The following is a 24,962-nucleotide window of genomic DNA, read 5'->3' on the forward strand; positions in this document are numbered from 1 at the left end:
ACTACGAGTTCCAAAAATGAAAGTTAGATAAACTTCCAAATAAAAAGAAGTTTATTAGTAAAATTAAAAATGAAGCCATATTCCAAAAGGCCATTGATTTTCCTTGCTGTCCCCTACTTATTCTTACATAAAGATAGACGCTATAGACAATAAGTACAAGAAAAGAACCAAGTACTTTTACGTCATACCAATGAAACTGATCAAGTTTCATATAAGCCCACATAATGCCCAAAAGAAGAGAGAGGAGCAAGAGCGGAAGAGCAACAACATTTAAAAGATAAGAGAGATGATCAAGTCTTGATAAATCTCCAAGCCTTATCAGCCGTTTCCCCCACTTTTTCTTTTTCAAGAGATGATATTGCAGAACATAAAGTGATGAAAAAACAAAAGAAATCGAGAATGCCCCATACGACAAAATTGCCATTGTAATATGAAAAATTAATAACTCTGAAACTAGGCGTTCTCCTTGAACAGTAGAATAGTCTCGCATAGGTACAAAAGTATGTAACGCCATCACAAAAAAACCAATTACATTTGTGAAGAACACAAGAAAATCCACTCTCAAAAAGCGATTGATAAGAAGAGAGAGTGTAATAAGTACCCATGCATAAAAATAGATCCCTTCAAATATCGTTAAGATGGGAAATCTTCCTGTTTCTATCATTCTGAACAGGAGAAAAAACGTTTGTAACACCCAGACAATAGCAAGCAACCAGAAGGCTGTTCGATTCGCCTTCCGGTTGTTAAGTAAAAAATCGATAAAATATAATAGCACACTTATAGCATAAAGTACGACAACAAGCTCATAAATTCTTGTTAAATTGATTTCTACCATTTAACAATCCTTTCTTATGACGGATGTACAATTTCATGAGCAAGGGGCGCTTTTTCTACCTTCTTTTCAATAGTACGTTCATCTTGTACCATATGTTCAATATCAAAAATCTTCATAAATAACTGAAGTGACTCTTCTGCACCTTTCTGACCAGCAAGCTCTTTCGCGCTTAAAATTGGATCTTTCAGCAGCTGATTAATAATGCTTTTTGTATGTTTATTTAATACTTTCCGCTCACGTTCTGTCAAATTTGGAAGCTTTCGCTCAATGCTTTTCATTGTTTCACTTTGGATATTGAGCGCTTTTTGACGAAGTGCTGAAATGACAGGAACAACACCAAGCGTTCCAATCCATGTTTTAAATTCTACAACAGCTGCTTCAATCATAATTTCAATTGTCTCAGCTGCCTTTTGACGTTCTTGCAGGTTTGCTTCCACAATACCCTCTAAATCATCAATATCATATAAGAAAACTGTTTCTAGTTCGCTAAGAGACGGATCTAAATCGCGCGGAACAGCAATATCTACCATAAAAATCGGGCGACCTTTGCGCAACTTTTCTACTTCTTTCATCGTCTCTTTAGTAATAACATATTCTGTTGCTGATGTTGAACTAATGACGATATCCGCTTCAAGCAAGGCACCTGCAAGGTCTTCAAAACTTCTTGCATTTCCTTCAAAACGCTGTGCTAAGGCTTCTGCTTTTTCCTTTGTACGATTAATAACCGTCACATTGCCAACCCCACTGCCAGATAAATTTTTAGCAGCAAGCTCGCCCATTTTACCAGCCCCTAAAATAAGGACGTGCTTTTGTGACAGATTACCAAATATCTTTTTCCCAAGTTCAACAGCTGCATAGCTAACAGACACAGCATTTGCACCAATATCTGTGTAGTGATGTGCTCGTTTTGCAAGTGTCACAGCTTCTTTAAAAAGCTGATTAAATACCGTTCCTGTTGCTCCTTGTCCTTGAGCTGTTAAAAAGCTTGAACGAACTTGACCAAGAATTTGAGTTTCACCTAAAACCATTGAATCTAACCCGCTAACAACACGATATAAATGCTCAATCGCAGCATCATGCTCGTATATTGTTAAATATGGAGAAAGTTCCTCTTTACTTATATTAAACCATTCAGCTAAAAAAGCTTTTACATAATAACGCCCTGTATGCAACTGATCAACAACTGCATAGATTTCTGTCCGATTGCATGTTGACACAATTACGTTTTCTAAAACGCTCTTTTGCTCTTTAAGAACACGCATCGCTTCAGACAGTTCACTATCGTTAAAACTTACCTTTTCGCGAATTTCAACAGGGGCTGTTCGATAATTTAAGCCGATTGCAATAATGTGCATTCTTTTCTGTACCCCCTTAACGTAATGCTCGTATTATCCTTTACTTATTATAACATGTTTCCTTTAGCTCTTTTCATACAAAATGTGAACATTATTTAAAATGATTACAAAGTAATATTTCTTATTATGTAATTAGTTTAGCACACTTTCTTAAATTCTCAACTTTTTTGATTGTTAATAGAAAGCGCTAGCATTTATGAGAAGCTTTGTTACTATCTTCTTCGCATAGCATTATTTTTCCTTTTTCTTTATTGTTTTACAAAAGAAAAAAATTATACAAGAGACCCTTTAATTTTCTAAAGGGTCTCTTGTATAATATAAAATTCCATCACATAATATGCTTGTTTTCTCGTAAAAGCAGACGTTTTTATAGAAAGCTTTTAATAGCATTCCACGCCGTGTCTTTTCCTTGAGCCGTTTCCGAAGAGAATAAAATCATTTCATCGCCCTCTTCAAGCTCCAGCGTATCTTTTACAATTTTTAAATGCTTTTGCCACTTTCCTTTTGGTATCTTATCAGCTTTTGTAGCAATGATAATAACGGAAAGTCCGAAATGCTTTAGAAAATCATACATCATAATATCATCTTGAGTTGGCTTATGACGTACATCTACGATAAGTACAACAGCTTTAAGCTGTTCTCGGTTTGTTAGATACGTTTCAATCATTTTACCCCATGCTGCGCGCTCTGTTTTTGAAACGCGAGCATATCCATAACCTGGAACATCTACAAAATGTAGAATGTCATCAATATTATAGAAATTTAACGTTTGGGTTTTACCTGGCTTTGAAGATGTACGCGCTAAATTTTTACGATTCAGCATTTTATTGATAAAAGATGATTTCCCCACATTTGAACGCCCTGCAAGTGCAATCTCAGGAAGATGGCCAACGGGGTACTGTGCTGGTTTTACAGCACTTATCACAATCTCTGCGTTTTTTACTTTCATAAACTCTCTCCTACTAATGCGTGCTTTAGCACCTCATCCAAATGAGAAACTGGAACAATTTCAAGGTGCTCCCGCACGCTTTCTGGAATTTCCTCAATGTCCTTCTCATTATCACGTGGAATCAATACTTTTGTCAAACCGGCTCTATGAGCACTAAGCGTCTTTTCCTTTAACCCTCCGATTGGAAGCACGCGTCCTCGAAGTGTAATCTCACCTGTCATTCCTACTTCTTTTCTAACAGGATTGTCTGTTAAAGCTGAAATAAGAGCAGTAGCCATCGTAATACCTGCTGAAGGGCCATCCTTTGGCACAGCTCCTTCTGGAACGTGAACATGAATATCTAACTTTTCATGAAATGAAGGGTCAACTCCTAGCTCGTCTGCTCGTGAGCGAATATAGCTAAAAGCAGCTTGTGCCGATTCTTTCATTACATCGCCAAGTTTCCCTGTTAAAATTAATTTTCCTTTACCAGGAGCAGCACTTACTTCAATAGAAAGTGTATCTCCACCAACCGTTGTATAAGCAAGACCTGTTGCAACGCCAACTTGGTCTTCTTCTTCAATTTGTCCATAGCGGAAACGTGGTTTCCCTAAGAAATCCTCAAGCGTTTTTGGCGTAACCGTAATTCTTTTTCTCTCTTCTCCAACAATTTGTTTTGCTGCTTTTCGGCAAATTGAGGCTAATGTTCGCTCAAGGCTACGAACTCCCGCTTCTCTCGTATACATGCGAATAATTTTTAGAAAAGCTTCGTCTTTTATATTAAGCTGGTTTTTTCCTAATCCGTGCTCTTTTAGTTGTTTTGGGAAAAGATGACGCTTCGCGATTTCTAACTTTTCTAGCTCTGTATAACCAGCAATATCAATAATTTCCATCCGATCACGAAGCGGACCTGGAATTGTTGCTAAATTATTTGCTGTAGCAATGAAAAGGACATTAGATAAATCATAAGTTTCCTCAATATAGTGGTCACTGAACGTATTATTTTGCTCCGGATCCAGTACTTCTAAAAGAGCTGATGAAGGGTCACCACGGAAGTCATTCGACATTTTGTCAATTTCATCGAGCAAGAAAACCGGGTTGATTGTTCCTGCCTTCTTCATCCCTTGAATAATACGACCAGGCATTGCTCCAACATATGTGCGTCGATGCCCCCTAATTTCTGACTCATCGCGTACACCGCCAAGAGAGGCTCTAACAAACTGACGGTTAAGAGAAGTAGCGATTGATCTAGCAAGCGATGTTTTCCCAACTCCAGGCGGTCCTGATAAACAGAGAATTGGACCTCTTAATGATTTTGTCAACTGCTGAACAGCCAAGTATTCCAGCACGCGTTCTTTCACTTTTTCAAGTCCATAATGCTCGTCATCTAATATTTTTTCTGCTCGTTTAATATTTAAAATATCTTCTGTTTCTTTTGTCCAAGGTAGTGAAATGAGCCATTCAATATAGTTTCTAATTACAGAGCTTTCAGCAGAACTTGCAGGTACTTTTTCATATCGATCAAGCTCTTTTAAAGCAACCTCTTTAATATGATCTGTCATACCGGCTTTTTCAATTTTCTCAAGCAATGAAGACACTTCAGCCGTCTTTCCGTCCTTATCTCCAAGTTCCTTTTGAATTGCCTTCATTTGTTCTCGAAGATAATATTCCTTTTGAGTACGCTCCATTGATTTTTTAACACGCTGACTAATTTTCTTCTCAAGCTGTAAAACTTCTTGTTCGTTATTAATATATTCAATAACTTTTTCTAACCGTTCTTTAACATCAAGCATTTCTAGAATTTCCTGTTTTTGCTCAACTTTAACAGGAAGATGTGACGTGATAATATCAGCGAGACGTCCAGGCTCATCAATATCTGTTACTGTTGCAAGTGTTTCCTGAGATACTTTTTTAGACAATTTTATGTATTGCTCAAAATACTGTAGCAACGTTCTCATTAAAGCTTCATCTTCTGAAGTTTTTTCATGCTCCTCGGTGTACTGCTCAATATCTACAGAAAACATCTTTTCTTCCTGCTTAAAAGATACAATTTTCGCTCTGTTTAATCCTTCTACGAGAACGCGCATCGTTCCATTTGGGAGTTTTAACATTTGCTTAATTTTCGCTAGTGTTCCTGTATGATAAAAATCTTCTTCTGTTGGTTCATCAATACCCATTTCCTTTTGTGAAACAAGAAAAATGAAGTGATCTTCTATCATCGCTGTTTCTAAAGCTTGCACAGATTTATCTCGACCAACATCTAAATGAAGAACCATTGTTGGATATACAAGCAAGCCTCTTAGTGGCAGAAGCGGAACTGTTGTTGTTTGTTTGATTGCCACTTTTCTACACCTCCATCTAAGCTATTCGGTTAAAGGAGAGTCTTGTATTATAGGAAGAAAGCCTTCACTTTATTCCACTATTTACTACATTAGTGTAATAAAAAATATTTTTTCTCCATAAAATTAACCGAAAATTCAATACGTATAGTCTTTCAACAATTCTATCTTATTTAAAAAACATTGTCTAATCTAAAACATTGTCTCTTCCTTATTGTGAGCCTTTCTTATGGAGAACATGTAAAACATCTCTTCTTATTTTCAGAAAAACAGGCTTTATCCTTTTAGGGACAAAGCCTGTTTTTTTACATTGATTCACGTTTTGGAAGTGACACATCTTCTTCGCGATTCAAAAGAGGATGAGCCGTTTTAACTAATGTTAGAGCTAGAACTTCTTTAATGTGTGTAACTGGGATAATTTCAATCCCCTTTATTTCTTCTAAAAGTGAGTTCATGTTTTCCTTTGGAATAATGACTGTTTCCACTCCTGCCTGCTTTGCAGCTTTCACTTTTGCGACAACGCCACCAATTGGCTTTACTTTCCCGTGAAGACCAATTTCTCCTGTCATTGCTATCGTATGCTTAACAGGAACATTGTAAATGGCCGAATAGATTCCCGTAGCCATCGCAATACCAGCTGAAGGCCCATCAATAGGAATTCCTCCTGGAAAGTTTACGTGAATATCGTATTCACTTTCTTCCATCCCCATTGTACGGAGAACCGTAATAACATTTTCAATGGAACTTCTCGCCATACTTTTGCGACGAATCGATTTTCCGCTTCCTCCAATGCTTTCTTCTTCAACAATTCCTGTAATATTGATTTTTCCTTTATCTTTGCTTTTTAGTGCCGTCACTTCAATGTCTAACAAAGCACCAGAATTCGGACCGTACACTGCAAGTCCATTCACAATTCCAACTTGCTCTTTTTGCCCTATCTTTGGATCAAGGCGTGGGGACATTTGACTTGAATGAATAACCCATTCCATATCGCTATCTTCAATTTCTTTCTTATCAGCAGAAATAGCCACTCCTGCTGCAATTTGAATCATATTAACAGCTTCACGCCCGTTTCTTGCATATGTAGCTAATAGCGATAAGGAATATTCACTAATTGGCATCCCAACTTTATCTGCAGCCTTTTTGGCTACCGTTTCAACTTCACTTTTTTCAAGCTCTCTAAAGAAAATTTCTAAACAGCGAGAACGTATTGCCGGAGGAATTTCATCAGGTGTTCTAGTTGTGGCTCCAACTAGACGAAAGTCAGCCGGTAATCCATTTTGAAAGATATCATGAATATGTGTTGGAATTTGAGTATTTTCTTCACTATAATACGCACTTTCTAAAAATACTTTTCGATCTTCTAGCACTTTTAGCATTTTATTCATTTGAATTGAATGAAGTTCCCCAATCTCATCAATGAACAACATGCCTCCGTGAGCGTGAGTAACAGCTCCTTGTTTTGGTTGAGGAATCCCCGCTTGTCCCATCGCCCCTGCTCCTTGATAAATGGGGTCATGAACAGAACCAATAAGAGGATCTGCAATTCCCCGCTCGTCAAAGCGTGCTGTTGTAGCATCAAGTTCAACGAAAACAGCATCTTGCTTGAACGGTGACTTTGTATTCTTTTTTGCTTCTTCTAATACGAGGCGAGCCGCAGCCGTTTTCCCCACTCCAGGAGGGCCATATATAATAACATGCTGTGGATTTGGACCGCATAGGGCAGCTTTTAGTGAACGAATGCCGTCTTCTTGACCAACAATGTCTTTAAAAGTAGCAGGTCTTACTCGTTCTGCTAGCGGTTCTGTTAAAGAAATAGAGCGAAGTCTCCTTAACTGTTCCATTTCTTTTTTGGATTCCCGATCAATGGACACTTTTTGTGTACGTTGATTGCGCAATAAGCTCCAAAAGTACAGCCCAATAATAATGCCAAAAAACAGCTGTACAAGGATAATGATATTTGTCCAACTCATAAAGTGACCTCCTGCATGTTTTGTAAGTTTACATGCTAGTATCTCCTTGTCAAAGTTGGAATAAACCGTTTAAATTGAAAAAAAGAAGAGGAATTCCAAATGAGTTGGAATTCCTCTTCTTCGTTTTATAACAAAAAAGTAAGCTAAAAAGCTTTCTTCTCTTTATTAAGCTGATGTTTTGCTACCTTTTTGAACTGTTGAACCATCCTTTAAAACAAGTTTTGGCTCACCTTCTTCACGAACAGCTTCACCTGTAATGACACATTTATCAATGTCTTCACGTGAAGGAAGGTCAAACATTACATCAAGCATTAAGCCTTCAATAATTGAACGAAGTCCACGAGCACCTGTTTTACGTTCAATTGCTTTGCGAGCAATTTCTTTCAATGCTTCATCTTCGAACTCAAGATTAACATGATCAAGTTCAAGCATTTTTTGATACTGCTTCACAAGAGCATTTTTTGGTTTTGTTAAAATTTCAACGAGTGCGCCTTCATCAAGTTGTTCAAGACTTGCAATAACCGGAAGACGACCGATAAATTCTGGAATTAATCCAAATTTCAGTAAATCTTCTGGCAATACGCTTGTTAGAAGATCTTTTTGTTCTGCTTCAGGTTTTTTCGCTTCAGAACCGAATCCAATAACTTTCTTGCCTAAACGACGCTTAATAATTGGTTCAATTCCGTCAAATGCACCACCACAGATGAAAAGAATATTTGTTGTATCAATTTGAATGAACTCTTGGTGTGGATGCTTACGGCCACCTTGTGGTGGAACGCTCGCAACTGTGCCTTCTAAAATTTTAAGAAGAGCTTGTTGTACACCTTCACCAGATACGTCACGTGTAATTGACGGATTTTCTGATTTACGAGCTACTTTATCAATCTCATCAATATAGATGATTCCTTTTTCAGCACGCTCAACGTCATAGTCAGCTGCTTGGATAAGTTTTAGTAAGATGTTTTCTACATCTTCCCCTACATATCCAGCTTCTGTTAATGATGTTGCGTCAGCAATTGCAAATGGAACATTTAAAATACGAGCAAGCGTTTGTGCTAGAAGTGTTTTACCACTTCCTGTTGGTCCAATCATTGCAATATTACTTTTAGCAAGTTCAATGTCATCAATCTTGCTATTTGAATTTACTCGTTTATAGTGATTGTAAACGGCTACAGATAAAGAGCGTTTCGCAGCATCTTGGCCGATTACATATTCGTCTAAAATATCGCAAATCTCTTTCGGTTTTGGAACATCTTTGAACTCTACTTCTTCTTCCGTGCCTAGCTCTTCTTCCACGATTTCAGTACAAAGTTCAATACATTCGTCACAAATGTAAACTCCAGGACCTGCAACAAGCTTACGAACTTGGTCTTGTGTTTTACCACAGAAAGAGCATTTTAGTTGTCCCTTTTCTTCGTTAAACTTAAACATCGTGTCACCCCTTATATTGTTTAATAAACACACCTTCCAGCTTCCGAGCCTTCTGCGCTATGTACGCACTGTAACACACGTGTGAGTAAAATGCGAGAAATAAGTTTTAAGAAGCCTAAAAGAACAAAACAGAAGGATAAACCCATTTCTTAGCTGACTAAAAGACAACTTTTGCTGCTAGTGAGAGTTTTTACTGCATTTTACCATAAAACTCTGCAGTTTGAATACAAAAACACTCGTTATGTAAGTAATTATTAGACTTTCCTAATCAGACCTCTGATATGTAGCATGTTGATAATTTTGTTAACGTTATGATATGCGTATGGATTCCTTCTTATTGCTAAAAGTTCTTTAAAAGGGTCTTTATTTTTATAAAGCAAGGCACGAGAAAATCGTGCCTTGCTTTTACTTACTTTTTATTATGCAACAGTTTTGCTGTTTTCTACAAGGAAATCGATCGCTTTGCGGATTTGAAGATCTTGTTTTAAACCTTCAGTTGATCCACCAAGCATGTTTTTGATGTTTTCAGCAGGCATGTTGTAGCTTTCAGCCATTGTATTGATTTCTTTTTCTACTTCTTCGTCTGATACTTCAAGGTTTTCAGCTTTTGCGATTGCTTCTAATGTTAAGTTCATTTTCACGCGTTTTTCAGCATCAGCTTTCATTTGCTCACGAAGAGCTTGTTCATCTTGACCAGAGAATTGGTAGTAAAGGTCAAGGTTTAAACCTTGCATTTGAAGACGTTGTTCGAATTCTTGCATCATGCGACCAAGTTCTGTTTCGAACATTGCTTCTGGAATGTCAACTTCTGCATTGTCTGCAGCTTTTTCTACTAGTGTATCACGAACAGTTGCTTCTGCTTCGTTTTTCTTTTGCTCAGCAAGATTTTCTTTTGTTTTGTCTTTAAGTTGTTGAAGTGATTCAACTTCTTCATCAACGTCTTTAGCGAACTCATCATCAAGCTCTGGAAGTTCTTTTGCTTTGATTTCGTGAACTTTCACTTTGAAAGTTGCTTCTTTACCAGCTAAATCTTCAGCATGGTACTCTTCTGGGAACGTTACTTTAACGTCTTTTTCTGCTCCCGCTTCAAGACCAACTAATTGCTCTTCAAAGCCAGGGATGAATGAACCAGAACCGATTTCAAGTGAATAGTTTTCACCTTTTCCACCTTCAAATGCTTCGTCATTAACGAAACCTTCGAAATCGATAACAGCTGTATCGCCTTCTTCAACTTTTCCTTCTTCTTTCACTACAAGCTCAGCTTGACGTTCTTGAAGAGTTTTGATTTCAGCGTCTACATCTTCATCAGTAACTTCTGTATCCACTTTTTCTACTTCAAGACCTTTGTAGTCTCCAAGTTTCACTTCTGGTTTTACAGTTACGTTTGCTTTAAAGATTAGGGCTTGACCTTTACCAATTTGGTCAACATCGATTTCTGGACGGTCTACAGGCTCAATTCCTGCTTCTTCGATCGCGCTTCCGTATGCTTCTGGTAAAATGATATCTAAAGCATCTTGATAAAGAGATTCAACACCAAAGCGTTGTTCGAAAAGACTACGAGGTACTTTTCCTTTACGGAATCCAGGAATGTTTACCTGTTTCACAACTTTTTGGAATGCTTTATCAAGTGCAGCATTGAATTGGTCAGCTTCAACTTCAACAGTTAAAACTCCTTGATTTCCTTCTTGTTTTTCCCATTTTGCAGACATGTATGTTTCCCTCCAAAGCTTATTTTCATTTCATTAAAGTAGACAGTAGGCTGTCTATTCCTCACTGTCTAGCGAATATCCTACAGAGTGTATGGTAGGAACTTTCAAAAGTTTAAATCTATACGTTAAATAGATGTACACTTTACGACCACTATATTATACCATAGGATATTATGGTTTCAACATTATTCTACCGTTGTGTAGGTTTCCACTTCTTTCAAATGATTCATAATCTTTTTCAAGTCTAGTTCATTTACATTATAAAGCTCCATTACTTCTTCTTTTGCGGTCTCAACGTTTCCAATCTCTAGAAGAAGCAAATGAAGGCCACATGCCCAGAGATCTTCTTTTTCTGTCGGAATAAACGGAAAAACCACAAAAAGATATCGTTTCCAGACATCTGTAACCATTTGATACAATGTCGGATTATGGTGAAAAAGTTCATCTTCAAGTCTTTTTTCTACTTCCCCAATAAAAGGGTGACGGAGCAAGTTCTCTAAATCTTGTGTATCATATGTATTTTGATGTGAAAACTTTTGTACCTTCCACTTTCCTTGAACCTTTTGATTCACAATTTCATTTAACAAAGCACTTTTCACGTATGGATGAACGCTGCTGTGTATTAAAGCTTCATTAAGCTCTTTTTCAAAGTAGGCAAGGTTCATTCCTTTGATATCTTGAAGAAGCAAAAGTTGTTTTTCTTCCTTATATAATGAAAGGTTTGGGAAAACTTCAGATTGTGCAGTATTTGTCGTTGTCTCTGCGCCGTTCATTTGAGCCTCACAAAACGACATTAAATGTTTGAAGTGTTGGGCATATGGGGTAGGAACATCCTGTTCTTGTAAAAGAGCTTCAACAAAAGAAAAAGCTTCTGCATAATCACTTTGTTGAACAAGGATTGTTAAATAAATTTGTAAAACTTCATAATAATTGTCCGTAGCTCCATGAAGAAGCTTCTTACAATATGACTTAGCTTCCGTTAAGTTCCCCATTTCAAAAAAGCATACAACTGCACCATATTGCATTTGCTCATTCTCTTCTTCAAGTTCTAATCCTTGCAAGAAAAGCGATAGCGCAGCTTGAAAATCTTCTTCCTTCATTAAAGAAGTGGCTTTTTCAATTAATCGCTCTGTTAAATTAGGAAACAAAATCATTTTGTCTTCATCAGGTGATCTCATGGATATATCCATTCCTCGCTTTATAAAATTTATTCCGTTACATAGAAGTGATAAGCAGTTGCTTATCACTTCATTTAAGCTAATTCTACTTTTTGTTTATTTTACAGTAGAAAGCGTTACTTTATGTAACAGTGTAGCAAGGAACAATAAAAAGAACAAATAAAAGCTGTTTAACGACGTTCTTCAAAAGCTAAAATTTTCTCTTCAAGTAAAAGCGTATGGTCAATCTCATCCCAACCGTTAATTAACATCTTCTTCCAGTGAGAGTCAATGTCAAACGTTGCTTTAAACCCTTTATTATCGTAGATTGTTTGCTGTTCTAAATCAACTGTGCATGTATAGTCCGCATTTTTAGATTCCTCGAGTAAATACTCTGTTTCTTCTACTGTAAGTGGAATTGGTACAATACCGTTTTTCAAACAGTTTTGATAAAAGATATCAGCAAAAGACGGGGCTACGACTACTTTGTATCCATAATCAAGAAGGGCCCATGGTGCGTGCTCACGGGAAGATCCGCAACCAAAATTTTCATGAGAAACTAAAATGCTTGTTCCTTCATTTTGTGGCTGGTTAAGCTCAAAGTCTGGATTTAAAGAACCGTCTCGGTTGTAACGCCAGTCAAAGAAAGCAAACTGTCCAAAACCACTGCGTTCAATACGTTTTAAAAATTGTTTAGGAATAATTTGATCTGTATCAACGTTTGCTCGATTAAGACCAGCTACTTTTCCTTCATGTGTTGTAAATGGGTTCATCGTTTTCTCCTCCTTATACTAATGCTTCTTCTCTTAGATTTCTCACGTCAACAAAACGACCATGAAGAGCTGCGGCAGCTGCCATTTCAGGGCTGACTAAGTGTGTTCTTGCATTCTTACCTTGACGACCTTCAAAGTTACGATTTGATGTTGAAGCACAGTGCTCTCCTTCTGGAACAAGGTCTGGATTCATGCCTAAGCACATGCTGCAGCCTGACTCTCTCCATTCAAAACCTGCCTCTTTAAAAACCTGGTCTAATCCTTCTTGTTCTGCTGCTTCCTTTACTTTTTGAGAACCAGGGACAACAATTGCCGTAACCTGATTAGATACTTTCTTTCCTTTAATAAGGTTTGCAGCCTGTCTTAGATCTGACAAGCGAGAGTTCGTACAGGAGCCGATGAAAACATGCTGAACTGGAATATCTGTAATTGGCATACCTGGTGTTAACCCCATATATTCAAGAGCTCTTCTTAAATTTTCACGTTCATTTTCATTTGCAACCTCTTCAAGCTTCGGTACGTTGCCTGTTACAAACGAGCTCATTGCTGGGTTTGTGCCCCATGTTACAACAGGTTCAAGGCTTGGTGCATCAAGCTCAATTGTGTCATCATATACTGCTCCTTCATCAGAAGCTAATGAAAGCCACTCTTTAGCTACCTTTTCAAACTCTTCCCCTTGTGGACAATATGGACGTCCACGAAGATATTCAACTGTTGTTTCATCAGGACTAATTAAACCTGCTTTTGCTCCAGCTTCAATGGACATATTGCAGATTGTCATACGCTCTTCCATTGAAAGTCCCTTAATTGCTTCCCCAGTGAATTCAATAATGTAACCTGTCCCAAAACGAACACCGTATTTTTGAATAATAGCTAAAATAATATCTTTTGCAGATACAGCTGCTGGTTTTGGTCCTTTTACATGGACATTAAGTGTTTTAGGTTTCTTTTGCCATAAAGATTGGGTTGCTAAAACGTGCTCAACTTCGCTTGTTCCAATACCAAAGGCAAGAGCTCCAAATGCTCCATGTGTTGATGTATGACTATCTCCACATACAATCGTTTTACCTGGCTGTGTTAAGCCAAGCTCTGGACCAATGACATGGACAATTCCTTGGTCTTTACTTTTCAAATCTGCAAGGCGAATACCGAACTCTTTACAGTTAGAAGCTAGCGTATCAATTTGCTTTTTCGCAATTTCATCTGTAATGTTGAAACGATTGACAGTTGGGACATTATGATCCATTGTGGCAAATGTTCGCTCAGGGCGACGCACCTTGCGTCCTGTTAGTCTTAATCCCTCAAAAGCTTGCGGGGAAGTAACTTCGTGGATTAAATGTAGATCGATATAAAGAAGAGCTGGATTGTTTCCCTCTTGATGTACAACATGGTTATTCCAAACTTTATCAATAATCGTTTGTGGTGTCATAATTTTCATCTCCTTAACATCTTTTTGAAAAACGTTTCCTACTATAATGGTAGGAAACGTTTTATAAAAGATTATTCCTTTTAATTTGCTATTGGGGCTTGAATTGCCTCAATAATGACATCGACCATTTTGTCCGTTGAGACACTTTCTTCACCATCTGCAATATCAGGTGTTCGATAGCCTTGTGCTAACACGCTCTCAACAGCATCTTCAATTTTGTCTGCTTCTTGATGAAGATCAAATGAATGACGAAGAAGCATTGCTGCAGATAAAATAGCCGCAATCGGATTTGCTTTATTTTGACCTGCGATATCAGGAGCTGAACCATGGACAGGTTCATAAATTGAAGCTCCATCACTCGAAAGACTGGCTGATGGTAACATCCCTAGCGAACCAGCAAGCATTGAAGCTTCATCACTCAAAATATCGCCAAATAGATTTTCTGTTACAAGAACATCAAAATATTTTGGATTACGAATAAGCTGCATTGCTGCTGCATCAACAAGCATATGTTCAAGCTTTACGTCTTCATAATCTTTTGCGACCTCTTCTGCGATTTCTCTCCACAAACGACTTGACTCAAGCACGTTTGCTTTATCCACTGATGTTACACGACCATTTCTCTTTTGAGCCATTTCAAAAGCACTGCGTAAAATACGCTCAATTTCGCTACGTTTATAAAAGAGCGTATCAACTACTGCTTCTTCTCCATCTCGCTCAACTCTTTCACTCGGACGGCCGAAGTATAAGCCACCTGTTAGCTCTCTTACAATCATGCAATCTACGCCTTCTACATACTCACGCTTCAATGGTGAGCTATCTGCTAGAGCTCCTTGAACTGTCACAGGACGAAGATTTGCATAAACATCAAGCTCTTTTCTAATTTTTAATAACCCTTGTTCAGGACGAAGATGGCGTGGAATACTGTTCCACTTTTCGCCCCCAACTGCGCCTAGCAAAATGGCATCAGAGTTTTTACAAAGAGTAATTGTCTCATCTGGAAGTGGAACACCTTGTTGATCAATAGCTTCCCCTCCGATTAGACCGTATTCAAAGTGAAACTCATGATCAAACCGATCAGCAATCACCTTTAATACATTTACTGCTCCTGCTGTTACTTCTTTTCCAACACCGTCTCCTTGCAAAACAGCGATTGTCTTTTTCACGGCAGTTCCTCCCTTCCTGTTCCTACATTACTTCTTGCTTTGTTTCTTTTCGATATTCTTGAATCGTAATCATGCGATTAATTGCATTTAAGTAAGCTTTTGCAGATGATTCTAATACGTCATATGCAAGACCGCGTCCACTCGCTTCAACACCATTTCCTTCAATTTTAACGAAGACTTCTGCAAGAGCATCAGGTCCGCCATTAATAGATTGAAGACGATAGTCAAGCAGTTTTAATTCACTATCAACACATCGGTTAAGAGTATTATAGATAGCTTCAACACTTCCGCTTCCTGTTGCAGCTTCCTGAACAGATTCCCCATCATTCTTCGTCAGCGTAATCGTAGCTGTTGGGATGTTGTGGCTTCCATACTGTACTTGTAATGAATCTAGTTTATAAAGTTCATCACTGTTCACTGTTTTTTGTAGTACAAGAGAGAACAAATCATCATCTGTTACATCTTTCTTCTTATCCGCTAAGTCTTTGAACTTTTCGAACAAGCTATCAATCTGGTTATCTTGTAGCGTAAAGCCAAGATCCATTAGATGTGTTCTAAATGCATGACGCCCAGAATGTTTGCCAAGTACTACTTCTTTTTGCTGTACACCAACAAGCTCTGGAGAAATAATCTCGTACGTTGAACGATTTTTCAAGAAGCCATCTTGGTGAATACCAGATTCATGTGCAAAAGCATTTCGACCAACAACAGCTTTGTTAGCAGGAATAGCCATCCCTGTCAGCTTACTTACCAAATCACTTGTGCGTTTCGTCTCAGAAAGCGTAATATTAGTATAAGATTGATAGAAATCTTTACGTGTATGAAGAGCAACTGCTACCTCTTCAATTGCTGCATTTCCAGCTCTTTCACCAATCCCATTAATTGCTCCCTCAATTTGTGTAGCACCATTCTCAACCGCAGCTAATGAATTGGCAACTGCCATTCCTAAGTCATCATGACAGTGTGTTGAAAGATCTACTTTATGGATGTTTGGTACGTTTTCTTTTAAATATGAAAACATTGCTCCATATTCTTTCGGTGTTGTATAACCAACTGTATCAGGAAGGTTAACAACATTTGCTCCTGCTTTAATGACTTCCTCTGTAATATGAGCTAAAAACGGAAGCTCACTTCTAGAAGCATCTTCAGCTGACCATTGAATAACAGGGAAGAATCTCGAAGCATATTTCACCATCTCAACGGCAATCTCAACAATTTCTTCTGGCTTCTTATTAAACTTGTAAGCCATATGGATAGGAGAGGTTGCAATAAAAACATGCAACCTTGGCTCCTCACTGCCCTTTAGTGCTTCCCAAGCTGTGTCAATATCACTTTTCACAGCTCGAGCTAGCCCTGTTACAGAACAACCTTTAATTGTATTAGCAATCTCGCGAACAGATTGAAAGTCACCTTTCGAAGCAGCTGGAAAACCAGCTTCAATAATATCAACACCATATTTCTCTAGCTGGCGAGCAATTTCCATTTTTTCTTGGAAGTTTAAATTTACGCCTGGTGACTGCTCTCCGTCTCGAAGTGTTGTATCAAAGATTTTAATTTTGTTCACTTGTCATCACCGCTTCTTTTCGTTTTTGTGATTGCTTAACAAATGGCATCATATCACGAAGTTTTGCGCCAACCTCCTCGATGAGATGTTCGTTTTCACGACGATTTGTTGAGTTAAATACAGCACGATTTGATTGATTTTCTAGGATCCACTCTCTTGCAAATTTACCAGATTGAATGTCTTCAAGAACTTTTTTCATTTCACCTTTTACACGATCATCAACAATACGTGGTCCTGTTACAAAGTCACCCCATTGTGCTGTATCAGAGATTGAGTAGCGCATACCTTCTAATCCACCTTCATACATAAGGTCAACGATTAGTTTTAACTCATGTAGACACTCAAAGTATGCTACTTCTGGTTGGTATCCAGCTTCTACTAATGTTTCAAACCCAGCTTTTACAAGAGCTGTTAGTCCTCCGCAAAGAACAGCTTGCTCACCGAAAAGATCTGTTTCTGTTTCTTCTTGGAACGTTGTTTCAAGAACACCTGCACGAGCAGCTCCAATTCCTTTTGCATATGCAAGAGCTACGTCTTTTGCTTGGCCTGTTACATCTTGCCAAACTGCAATTAAGCCAGGAACTCCAGCACCTTCTGTATACGTACGACGAACAAGATGACCAGGTCCTTTTGGTGCAGCAAGAGCAACGTCTACATAGCTTGGTGGTACGATTTGAGTGAAGTGAACATTAAATCCATGAGCAAAAAATAGGCTTTGGCCTTCACGTAATACTGGAGCAATTTCTTCATTATATACTTTTGGTTGAAGTTCATCTGGAAGAAGAATCATGATTAAATCAGCTTGATCTGCTGCTTCTCTTACAGAGTAAACGTTAAAGCCATCTTCAACTGCTTGGTCCCATGATTTCCCTTGGCGTAAACCAATAACTACGTCAATACCGCTGTCGCGTAAGTTTTGTGCATGTGCATGACCTTGTGAACCATAACCGATGATTGCTACTTTTTTACCTTGTAATAATTGATCGTTTGCGTCTCCATTGTAATAAACTTTAGTCATTTAAAATCTCTCCTCTAATTTTTATATTTTGTATATTAATCATTAATAGATTTATACATTACAAGATTGATGTAACTTTTTCTGACGAAGAAGTTTTTTGCGTTCCTCGTTTTAAGGCGATTGTCCCTGTTCTTGTTACTTCTTTTACGCCATATGGCTTTAAGAGATCAATAATCGCTTCGATTTTTTCAGATGTTCCTGTTGCTTGAATAATGACACTATCACGGCTCACATCAATAATTGTGGCCCTGAAAGGTTCAATTAAAGCGTACATCTCATTTCGCATTGCTACTGGAGATGTTACTTTAATGAGAGCAAGCTCTCTTGCAACAGCAGCTTGATTTGTAATGTCATGTACTTTTAGTACATCAATTTGTTTGTGCAGCTGCTTTGTTACTTGTTCTGCTGCTTTATCATCTTCAACATGAACAACAAATGTCATCCTTGAAATATCACTTGTTTCAGTATGACCAACAGAAATACTCTCAATATTAAAATTTCTTTTTGTAAACAACCCAGTAATACGATTTAGTACACCAGCTCTGTTTAATACAGTTGTTGTAATGATTCTTTTCATGGTTTCACACCTACCATTTCATGAAGTCCTTTTCCAGGCGCTACCATTGGGTAAACATTCTCGCCAGGAGCAATATGAATGTTTAATACAGCTGGTTCATCGTGTGAAAAAGCTTCTTGCAATACTTTTTTCACTTCTTCTTCTGTTGATGCTTCATAACCTTTAATGTCATAAGCTTCAGCAAGTTTTACAATGTTTGGCTGATTCGGAATAAGCGAGTGTGAATATCTTTCTTCATAAAAGATTTCCTGCCATTGTCTTACCATTCCTAGTGATTTGTTGTTTAAAATAATAACTTTTACAGGAAGGTTTAATTCACGAATTACACCAAGTTCCTGTAGCGTCATTTGAAAACCACCGTCACCTAGAAAAGCAACAACCGTTGTATCTTTTTCTGCAAGCTGTGCTCCAATTGCTGCTGGTAATCCAAATCCCATTGTTCCAAGACCACCTGAAGTTACAAGACGATTTGGCTTTTTAAATGGATAAAACTGTGCAGCCCACATCTGATGTTGACCAACATCTGTTGTAACAATAGCATCGCCATTCGTTATTTCATGAACCATTTCAATTACTTTTTGTGGTTTTAGATCGTCTTTACTTTCTTCGTACCAAAGTGGATTCTCAATTTGTCGTTCCCTCAAACAGGCAAACCATTCTGTGTAATCGCCTTTTTTCCCCTGCTGTGCAAGCAGTTCTTGTAGAACAGCTCTAGCATCACCAACAATTGGAATTTTTGTTGGCACATTTTTTCCAATTTCAGCTGGATCAATATCAATATGAGCTACAGTTGCATTTGGAGCAAAATGATTTAAGTTTCCTGTTACTCGATCATCAAATCGTGCTCCAATGCTAATAAGTAAGTCACTTTCATAGATTGCCATGTTCGCTGTATAGTTCCCATGCATTCCAGCCCAACCGAGACTTAACTTATGATCAAACGGGAAACCTCCTAAACCAAGCAATGTATGAATTACAGGTAATTCGTATTTTTCTGCAAATTCTAACAATTCTCGATTTGCTTTCGCATGTAAAACTCCTGCACCTGCCAAAATAACAGGCTTTTTCGCTGATTCAATAGCTTCCAATAACTTTCTTACCTGAAAAGCGTTTGGTTCATATGTTGGTTGGTAACCAGGTAAATTAAGTGGTTCATCTTCTTCCATTCGAGCTATAGCTGTATTCATGTCTTTTGGAATGTCAATGAGCACTGGCCCTGGTCGACCTGTTGTCGCGATATGAAAAGCTTCTTTCACAATTCTTGGAAAGTCTTTTGGATCTCGCACTTGATAGCTGTACTTTGTAATTGGCATTGTAATTCCCAACACATCTGCTTCTTGGAAAGCATCCGATCCAATTACGGTTGAAGCAACTTGCCCTGTGAAAACAACGAGCGGTAATGAATCGATCATCGCATCCGCAAGCCCTGTCACAATATTTGTTGCCCCAGGTCCTGATGTAGCAATTACAACTCCCGGTTTTCCAGATACTCTTGCATATCCTTCTGCCGCATGAATTCCTCCTTGCTCATGTTTTGCTAAAACATGAAAGAGACCAGAATCGTAAAGTTTGTCGTATAGAGGAAGTACTGCACCACCAGGATATCCAAAAAGAACTTCCACATTTTCTTTTTTTAAGGCTTCAATAAGCAGTTCTGCACCTGTCATTTCTGCTTTTAAGCTTACTGGTTCTTGCATTCTCATTTCGGCTCCCACTTTTCCCCATCCTTTCCAAACGATAATTGAATTTTAAAGTTTTAGATAAAATAAAAAAGCCTTTTCATCCCCAATATAAGCCTTCCCTACAAGGCTTAAGGGGCGAAAAGACTTTACTTTACGCGGTACCACCCTTATTTACAGCAAATTTGCGCTGCCTCATGAATGCTTCTTTCAAGCATTCGTTTTAATAACGAGTGTCTGTGTGTCAACCACCCGGTTAGCCTTACTCTAACTATTTCAGACTAACACTCTGAGGTGAGTTCATCTTAAGTAAATCTACCGGCTTCCAGCTACCCCGGCTCTCTGTGAAAGATTCTCTCTTAAGATTACTTATCCTCTTCGTCGCTTTATATATGTTAGTTTTCAATTCGCCAACTATTAAGCTAATTGAAAACTTTCTGAATTCTTTATTTGAACTATATACTACGCCCTATTTTAAGAAGCGTCAAGGTGTTTTCTTGAATTTTTTTTACACCTTTTCTACCGATTAATCATTGTATCCGTTTACATCACTGTGCTATTAGTAATCTCAATTTTTAAAAATATTTTATAAATCCTTTATTTTAATTGATAAAACCAGTTCATATTTACCATAATTTTATTTTTTATGTATCTAATTGGTAAAAACAACTCAGCGTGTCAATATAACTAAGATATATAGTTTTATAACATCTTATCGAATTATATCTTAAAAATAACGAGTAACCACTCTTATTAAGAAGAGTGGTTTGCATTGAACTTTTAATATTTTCGCTTCTCCATAAGTAATAGCAGAAACTTAGAGAAGAGTATACCTTCTCAAATTTCTTCTCAACACATGCGGAGTTCACATTTCCGTATAAGATTTTACTTATTTTTATCATATGGATTATAAGATTCTTTCTGCTTCATCTCATTTCTAAGCGATGTATCATGCATAATTTCTTAATATAGGTCGGCTACCAAGTAAAACGCTTCCACATATATAGAGTGATTTTCCATATATAGATGTGACAGTGAATAAATTAAGCACACTCCCTACTCCAAAAAATAAACCAATTAAAAGATCATTTACTGTAGTGATAAGTTTATAGCGTTTATAAAAGTAAATCCGAAACCGTCCTGCCTTTATGTCTAAGTATTCTTCAGTATGTTTCACCTTTGGTCTAGGCATTTATTCCCCTCCTATTTTTTTATGATTGTAGTATATTTATTACCACTTAAAAAAAGAGGGAAAACTAAAAATTCCAGCAAAATCACTATGAGAAAATCATTTTACTAAAAAAAGTTAAACTCTTGCTAGGATAGGCAGCATCGGATTTCCTCTTTATCATGATTTTGGGTTGTTTTTTCTCAGCCTTTGCGACCTGCTTCTTCATAAGACATTTTGTTATTGTTGTTTTTGTCTGCCATTTGTAACTCCTCCTTTCGTTTTTTTCAATTTTTTCACTATTTTCTTACTTATTTGTTTTGTACCCGATGCGACATCCAGTAAACAAAAAATTACACTTTCATCTAATAGTCCTAAATCTTAAAATTTCAAACAAAAAAAAAGTAGACATCCCAGGAGAGATTCGAACTCCCGACCGACGCCTTAGAAGGGCGTTGCTATAAATATAAATAATTTATAAGCTTAATCCTATCTAAGAAACGTTAATTTTATAACAATTTAATATATTGAAATGTGTTTTATATCCGATGTATAATTCTAATCTTTCACACGTGGAATTTTCCTTTCGTCACACGTCTTCTTTTATTCTAATATATCTTATCTTATCAGTAAAGGTTTATTATTAGTTATTGGAACGTTAATCCACTTAAAAGAGAGTATTATTTTTGACTTACTAATTCTAATGACAAATCATTTAAGTCATAACTTCTTCCCTTTATTTCTTTGTTTCTTATCTCTTCTATAAAGTGAAGATATACCTTTATCTCATCAGAATTAATCTCAATTTCTTTAATGCATTCATTAATTAACCTACAAATTAACTCATCACCTAATTGAATAAAGTTATCCATAACAATCTCTTCTCGCATAAGACCACTTTCAAATTTAGCTTCATCATCTTTATCAATTCTAAGATACTCTAGTACTTTGTAGTTTTGCACCTCCATATGTTCCTTATATTCTATAATTTGTTGTTCATTCCACTCAGATAAGGATTCATATAGGAAATCATACTTTTTATATGAGAATAGGTTTGTCAGTTCCTCTTCCCCATTCTTATCTTTCTGTCTCTCAGGTATATCGGAATCTAGCCAATCAATAAAAAGGAGAAATTGTTTACAGAAACTCCATAGGACGTCCTCAAAAAAATCATTCTTATTAATAAAGAAAAGTTTACGCTTTTGCTTCACTTTATTAATGATACAGTAGCTTACCATTGGATTCTCCCATATTGGAGAACGTTGGTTTAAAGTCTTTTTAAAAAAGAAATCTGACGGCAAATCAAATATTTTTGTAATTCTTAATATTTGTTCTAAATTTGGAAAGGCTTTTCCTTCAAAGTAGTCATCTATCTTGTTTTCCTCGAATCCTACTATAAGTCCGAATTCTAATTTATTGTACTTTGTTTGATAATGATAAATCTCTTGGATTTTGGAAGAGAATTCGTTAGTAGTAAATTCAAAATCTCCTCTGACATATTCTCTTATCTTTATACCATAGTGATTGGAGTAACCTTTATTTCTTTCCAATATCTTAAGGTCATACTCCTTAAACTTATATTCGCCTTTCGCTTTAACTTTCTGTAATAGTTTCTCATAGTCATCACCAATAGGTGCGGTACTTTTTGTATCTCTGCGTACATACGGAATACCTTCTTGTACAATTACCCCTTTCTGTCCGGTAAGATTCTTATGTGCTACATTTATCCTCTCAGACTCTGGGATATACAAAATGCCCAATGTTTTTTTCTCCTCGTCACCCGTTAAATATTCAAAATAAAACAACTGTACATTCAGTGAATAACCGAGAGTAGTTTGAATTTTATTTCCCAAATCAGCCTCATCTAAGCGTTCTGACACACCTACCAACTCATGGGATTCATCTTCAATTCCTAGTAATAGATATCCTCCTCCACTACTATTAGAAAATGCTAAAATATCTTTTAACATTTCATAGAAAGCTTCCTTTGGCTTTAATTTTATATCTTGTTTATAGTCCCAACCATTATCTTCTCTACCCTTTTCTAATAACTCAAAAAATTTCTGTTGTGTAAGCACTGTCTTTACTCCTTAATATATAAGTGTTTTAGTACCAATATAAATAGATAATATCTAGGTTAATAAATTTAATAACATTCTAATCTCCTTACAATCAAAACAATATAAGAAGAAGCTATTTTTTAAAGTTCCATCATACCTAGTATAAGAAAAGACGTTACTCCAATAAGAAAAACGTCTTTTGACCAATCTCTTATACAAAGAAGTTATATATATAACCTATATTTTTAGATACATTTATTCTTCACTGTATTCTTTTACTAGAAAGTATTGAACATTTGCCTTAACAATTACTAAGTCATCCGTCAACGCCAGAACAGGGCTATCTCCCCCATCTTCAAAGTGGTCTTTAATAGAATTTCTGGCACGTATAAGAGAAGTTTCTTCTATTAAATGTCCAACTTCACCGTTAACCATTTTGAATGTTACTTCGTATTGTTTTTTCATATGTATAATCCCCCCTATGTATTAGGTTTTCATTATAATATAAATGTAATAATTTCCATAACGTTAAGCTTTCCTTATTCTGAAAGTAACTTTATCCATCTTAATATATTATTTTCCTTTATATTTTTTTTCCTTCTTGTGCGAAAATGTGCAATTATCTCGAATCTATATAACGTAAAACAAAACGGGGATACATATACGGTATATACGTGTTATACGTCCTATCCCTCCTTACAATATTCAATACTCTAATAAAAAAAGGGCAACTACTCTAACATAGCCGTCCTTAACTTATTTAGTGAATTCTCTAATATTCTCTTTACTTTTTGATGATGATTGATACCATGTAACCTTCCTAGTTCTGCGTAGGATATTGTAGGGGATTCTAAATAGGTGTGTAGTAGTGCCCTCTCTATATCGTTACAGTATTGTTCAATTAGAATGTTTGTTTCTACATCCCCTTCGAATCTGTAAGAAGTGGAATCTTTATAACTTACTGTATCGTGACTTGCCTTTCTCTTATCTGTATTTAAACATGACCGAACATAGTCTATACCTGCACCTTCTAAAGCCTTTGGAATCTTTTCATATAAGAAATAATCATCTCGAAATGTATGTTCTTCCGTTACCTTCCACGCTGTAGCCCAAAAAATAGAAGTAAAATCCTCTCTGGTTAATCCTTTCTTACTCCATGCCTTTGTAAACTTGTCTATTTTCTTTCCTACAAGAAAGTACATACTAGGGTTATTGTACATAACTCGAAATGCGTCTTCTCCTTCTAACTCGGAAAGGTCTAAATATCTATCCCAAGCTTCTTCTAGGGCTATTATGTAGTAACGCGTTCCTTTCTTATACACTCGTTCCAGACGTTCTGTTTTAGTTATTAGATGAATTTGGTCTCGATTTACTTCTATAATTTTCTTCATTGTCTTTCCCCTCTCTAAATACCTTCTACTTATAGTTGGAAAAGAAAGTAGGGATTTGTGACAATTTATTTTAGGATTCTAAAAGGGCATATAAATATTTGGAGGTAACATTTTGAGGTTTTAAAAATTGCTAGAAAATTTTTTGCAGCGATTTTCAATAATTCATGAATCGTAAATCCTTGATACCCCCCTTTTTATATTTGTGATAGATTATGTGAAGATACTGGAGGAGTAACGTTCCCCGACTTTTAAAAATGAGGTATGTATATGTAATTTACAAGACTAGAAGAAAGAAGGGGTGCGTCACCCGTGCCATAGGGGACTCCTATAACCTTCTGTCCTATTTTACTTTCCATCCTAAGCACTCTTATTTATCTTCCAATAAAAAAGGATATTAAGGATATACATAT

The 24,962-nt window shown here is 36.8% G+C and carries 19 protein-coding genes and 1 other annotated feature; all 19 genes read right to left on the bottom strand.

Annotated elements, in window-relative coordinates:
* Position 1: 1 nt before the first annotated feature.
* Entirely contained in the window at positions 2-835 is an 834-nt protein-coding gene (locus tag MOC86_RS17100) for a cytochrome C assembly family protein (RefSeq protein ID WP_268585203.1), read from the bottom strand.
* A gap of 14 nt (positions 836-849) precedes the next feature.
* Complete coding sequence (gene hemA, locus MOC86_RS17105; RefSeq protein ID WP_040056869.1) at positions 850-2,190, bottom strand: glutamyl-tRNA reductase; 1,341 nt, start codon at positions 2,188-2,190, stop codon at positions 850-852.
* A gap of 367 nt (positions 2,191-2,557) precedes the next feature.
* Positions 2,558-3,139, bottom strand: a complete 582-nt coding sequence (gene yihA, locus MOC86_RS17110) for a ribosome biogenesis GTP-binding protein YihA/YsxC (RefSeq protein ID WP_243517370.1) — start codon at positions 3,137-3,139, stop codon at positions 2,558-2,560.
* Positions 3,136-5,394 carry an endopeptidase La gene (gene lon, locus MOC86_RS17115; RefSeq protein ID WP_419146652.1) on the bottom strand — a complete coding sequence of 753 codons (2,259 nt, stop codon included), beginning with the start codon at positions 5,392-5,394 and terminating at the stop codon, positions 3,136-3,138. Before lon ends, yihA begins: the two co-directional genes overlap by 4 nt.
* A gap of 368 nt (positions 5,395-5,762) precedes the next feature.
* A complete protein-coding gene (lonB, locus tag MOC86_RS17120; protein WP_268585205.1) occupies positions 5,763-7,430 on the bottom strand; it encodes an ATP-dependent protease LonB in 1,668 nt (555 codons plus the stop codon).
* Between the two features lie 165 nt (positions 7,431-7,595).
* The gene (gene clpX, locus MOC86_RS17125; RefSeq protein WP_019391301.1) at positions 7,596-8,861 is read right to left on the bottom strand and encodes an ATP-dependent protease ATP-binding subunit ClpX; all 1,266 of its coding nucleotides are present in this window, start codon (positions 8,859-8,861) and stop codon (positions 7,596-7,598) included.
* A gap of 419 nt (positions 8,862-9,280) precedes the next feature.
* A complete protein-coding gene (tig, locus tag MOC86_RS17130) occupies positions 9,281-10,570 on the bottom strand; it encodes a trigger factor (protein WP_243517366.1) in 1,290 nt (429 codons plus the stop codon).
* Positions 10,571-10,755: 185 nt separating this feature from the next.
* The gene (locus MOC86_RS17135; RefSeq protein WP_268585206.1) at positions 10,756-11,748 is read right to left on the bottom strand and encodes a tetratricopeptide repeat protein; all 993 of its coding nucleotides are present in this window, start codon (positions 11,746-11,748) and stop codon (positions 10,756-10,758) included.
* Positions 11,749-11,918: 170 nt separating this feature from the next.
* On the bottom strand, positions 11,919-12,500 hold the full coding sequence (gene leuD, locus MOC86_RS17140) for a 3-isopropylmalate dehydratase small subunit (protein ID WP_268585207.1): 582 nt from the start codon (positions 12,498-12,500) through the stop codon (positions 11,919-11,921).
* A 13-nt stretch (positions 12,501-12,513) separates the two neighbouring features.
* Complete coding sequence (leuC, locus tag MOC86_RS17145; RefSeq protein WP_268585208.1) at positions 12,514-13,929, bottom strand: 3-isopropylmalate dehydratase large subunit; 1,416 nt, start codon at positions 13,927-13,929, stop codon at positions 12,514-12,516.
* Between the two features lie 80 nt (positions 13,930-14,009).
* Complete coding sequence (leuB, locus tag MOC86_RS17150) at positions 14,010-15,095, bottom strand: 3-isopropylmalate dehydrogenase (RefSeq protein WP_268585209.1); 1,086 nt, start codon at positions 15,093-15,095, stop codon at positions 14,010-14,012.
* Positions 15,096-15,117: 22 nt separating this feature from the next.
* Positions 15,118-16,659 (bottom strand): 2-isopropylmalate synthase, encoded by a 1,542-nt coding sequence (locus MOC86_RS17155; RefSeq protein WP_040056874.1) that lies wholly within the window; start codon positions 16,657-16,659, stop codon positions 15,118-15,120.
* Positions 16,646-17,677 (bottom strand): ketol-acid reductoisomerase, encoded by a 1,032-nt coding sequence (ilvC, locus tag MOC86_RS17160; protein ID WP_019391294.1) that lies wholly within the window; start codon positions 17,675-17,677, stop codon positions 16,646-16,648. Before ilvC ends, MOC86_RS17155 begins: the two co-directional genes overlap by 14 nt.
* A 58-nt stretch (positions 17,678-17,735) precedes the next feature.
* Positions 17,736-18,254: an acetolactate synthase small subunit gene (ilvN, locus tag MOC86_RS17165; RefSeq protein ID WP_019391293.1), complete on the bottom strand. Its 519-nt coding sequence runs from the start codon at positions 18,252-18,254 to the stop codon at positions 17,736-17,738.
* Positions 18,251-19,969, bottom strand: a complete 1,719-nt coding sequence (gene ilvB / locus MOC86_RS17170) for an acetolactate synthase large subunit (protein ID WP_268585210.1) — start codon at positions 19,967-19,969, stop codon at positions 18,251-18,253. The genes ilvN and ilvB overlap by 4 nt, the downstream gene beginning before the upstream one ends.
* A gap of 95 nt (positions 19,970-20,064) precedes the next feature.
* Positions 20,065-20,324, bottom strand: a binding site (T-box leader).
* A gap of 558 nt (positions 20,325-20,882) precedes the next feature.
* Positions 20,883-21,125: a YrhK family protein gene (locus MOC86_RS17175; RefSeq protein WP_268585211.1), complete on the bottom strand. Its 243-nt coding sequence runs from the start codon at positions 21,123-21,125 to the stop codon at positions 20,883-20,885.
* A 656-nt stretch (positions 21,126-21,781) separates the two neighbouring features.
* On the bottom strand, positions 21,782-23,179 hold the full coding sequence (locus MOC86_RS17180) for a helix-turn-helix domain-containing protein (RefSeq protein ID WP_268585212.1): 1,398 nt from the start codon (positions 23,177-23,179) through the stop codon (positions 21,782-21,784).
* 237 nt (positions 23,180-23,416) lie between these two features.
* Complete coding sequence (locus MOC86_RS17185; RefSeq protein ID WP_268585213.1) at positions 23,417-23,626, bottom strand: hypothetical protein; 210 nt, start codon at positions 23,624-23,626, stop codon at positions 23,417-23,419.
* 266 nt (positions 23,627-23,892) lie between these two features.
* Complete coding sequence (locus MOC86_RS17190; RefSeq protein WP_268585214.1) at positions 23,893-24,552, bottom strand: sigma-70 family RNA polymerase sigma factor; 660 nt, start codon at positions 24,550-24,552, stop codon at positions 23,893-23,895.
* Between the last annotated feature and the right edge of the window lie 410 nt (positions 24,553-24,962).

Origin of the sequence: Priestia endophytica, assembly GCF_026790145.1 — a bacterium.
In the GTDB taxonomy this organism is placed as follows: Bacteria; Bacillota; Bacilli; order Bacillales; family Bacillaceae_H; genus Bacillus_I; species Bacillus_I endophytica_A.

Coding starts and splice junctions, on each gene's coding strand:
- clpX (WP_019391301.1), bottom strand. CDS start 8,861: ATGTTTAAGTTTAACGAAGAAAAGGGACAACTAAAATGCTCTTTCTGT.
- MOC86_RS17135 (WP_268585206.1), bottom strand. CDS start 11,748: ATGAGATCACCTGATGAAGACAAAATGATTTTGTTTCCTAATTTAACA.
- leuC (WP_268585208.1), bottom strand. CDS start 13,929: ATGACACCACAAACGATTATTGATAAAGTTTGGAATAACCATGTTGTA.
- hemA (WP_040056869.1), bottom strand. CDS start 2,190: ATGCACATTATTGCAATCGGCTTAAATTATCGAACAGCCCCTGTTGAA.
- MOC86_RS17190 (WP_268585214.1), bottom strand. CDS start 24,552: ATGAAGAAAATTATAGAAGTAAATCGAGACCAAATTCATCTAATAACT.
- MOC86_RS17175 (WP_268585211.1), bottom strand. CDS start 21,125: ATGCCTAGACCAAAGGTGAAACATACTGAAGAATACTTAGACATAAAG.
- MOC86_RS17185 (WP_268585213.1), bottom strand. CDS start 23,626: ATGAAAAAACAATACGAAGTAACATTCAAAATGGTTAACGGTGAAGTT.
- MOC86_RS17100 (WP_268585203.1), bottom strand. CDS start 835: ATGGTAGAAATCAATTTAACAAGAATTTATGAGCTTGTTGTCGTACTT.
- ilvC (WP_019391294.1), bottom strand. CDS start 17,677: ATGACTAAAGTTTATTACAATGGAGACGCAAACGATCAATTATTACAA.
- yihA (WP_243517370.1), bottom strand. CDS start 3,139: ATGAAAGTAAAAAACGCAGAGATTGTGATAAGTGCTGTAAAACCAGCA.
- lon (WP_419146652.1), bottom strand. CDS start 5,394: ATGGTTCTTCATTTAGATGTTGGTCGAGATAAATCTGTGCAAGCTTTA.
- tig (WP_243517366.1), bottom strand. CDS start 10,570: ATGTCTGCAAAATGGGAAAAACAAGAAGGAAATCAAGGAGTTTTAACT.
- ilvN (WP_019391293.1), bottom strand. CDS start 18,254: ATGAAAAGAATCATTACAACAACTGTATTAAACAGAGCTGGTGTACTA.
- leuD (WP_268585207.1), bottom strand. CDS start 12,500: ATGAACCCATTTACAACACATGAAGGAAAAGTAGCTGGTCTTAATCGA.
- lonB (WP_268585205.1), bottom strand. CDS start 7,430: ATGAGTTGGACAAATATCATTATCCTTGTACAGCTGTTTTTTGGCATT.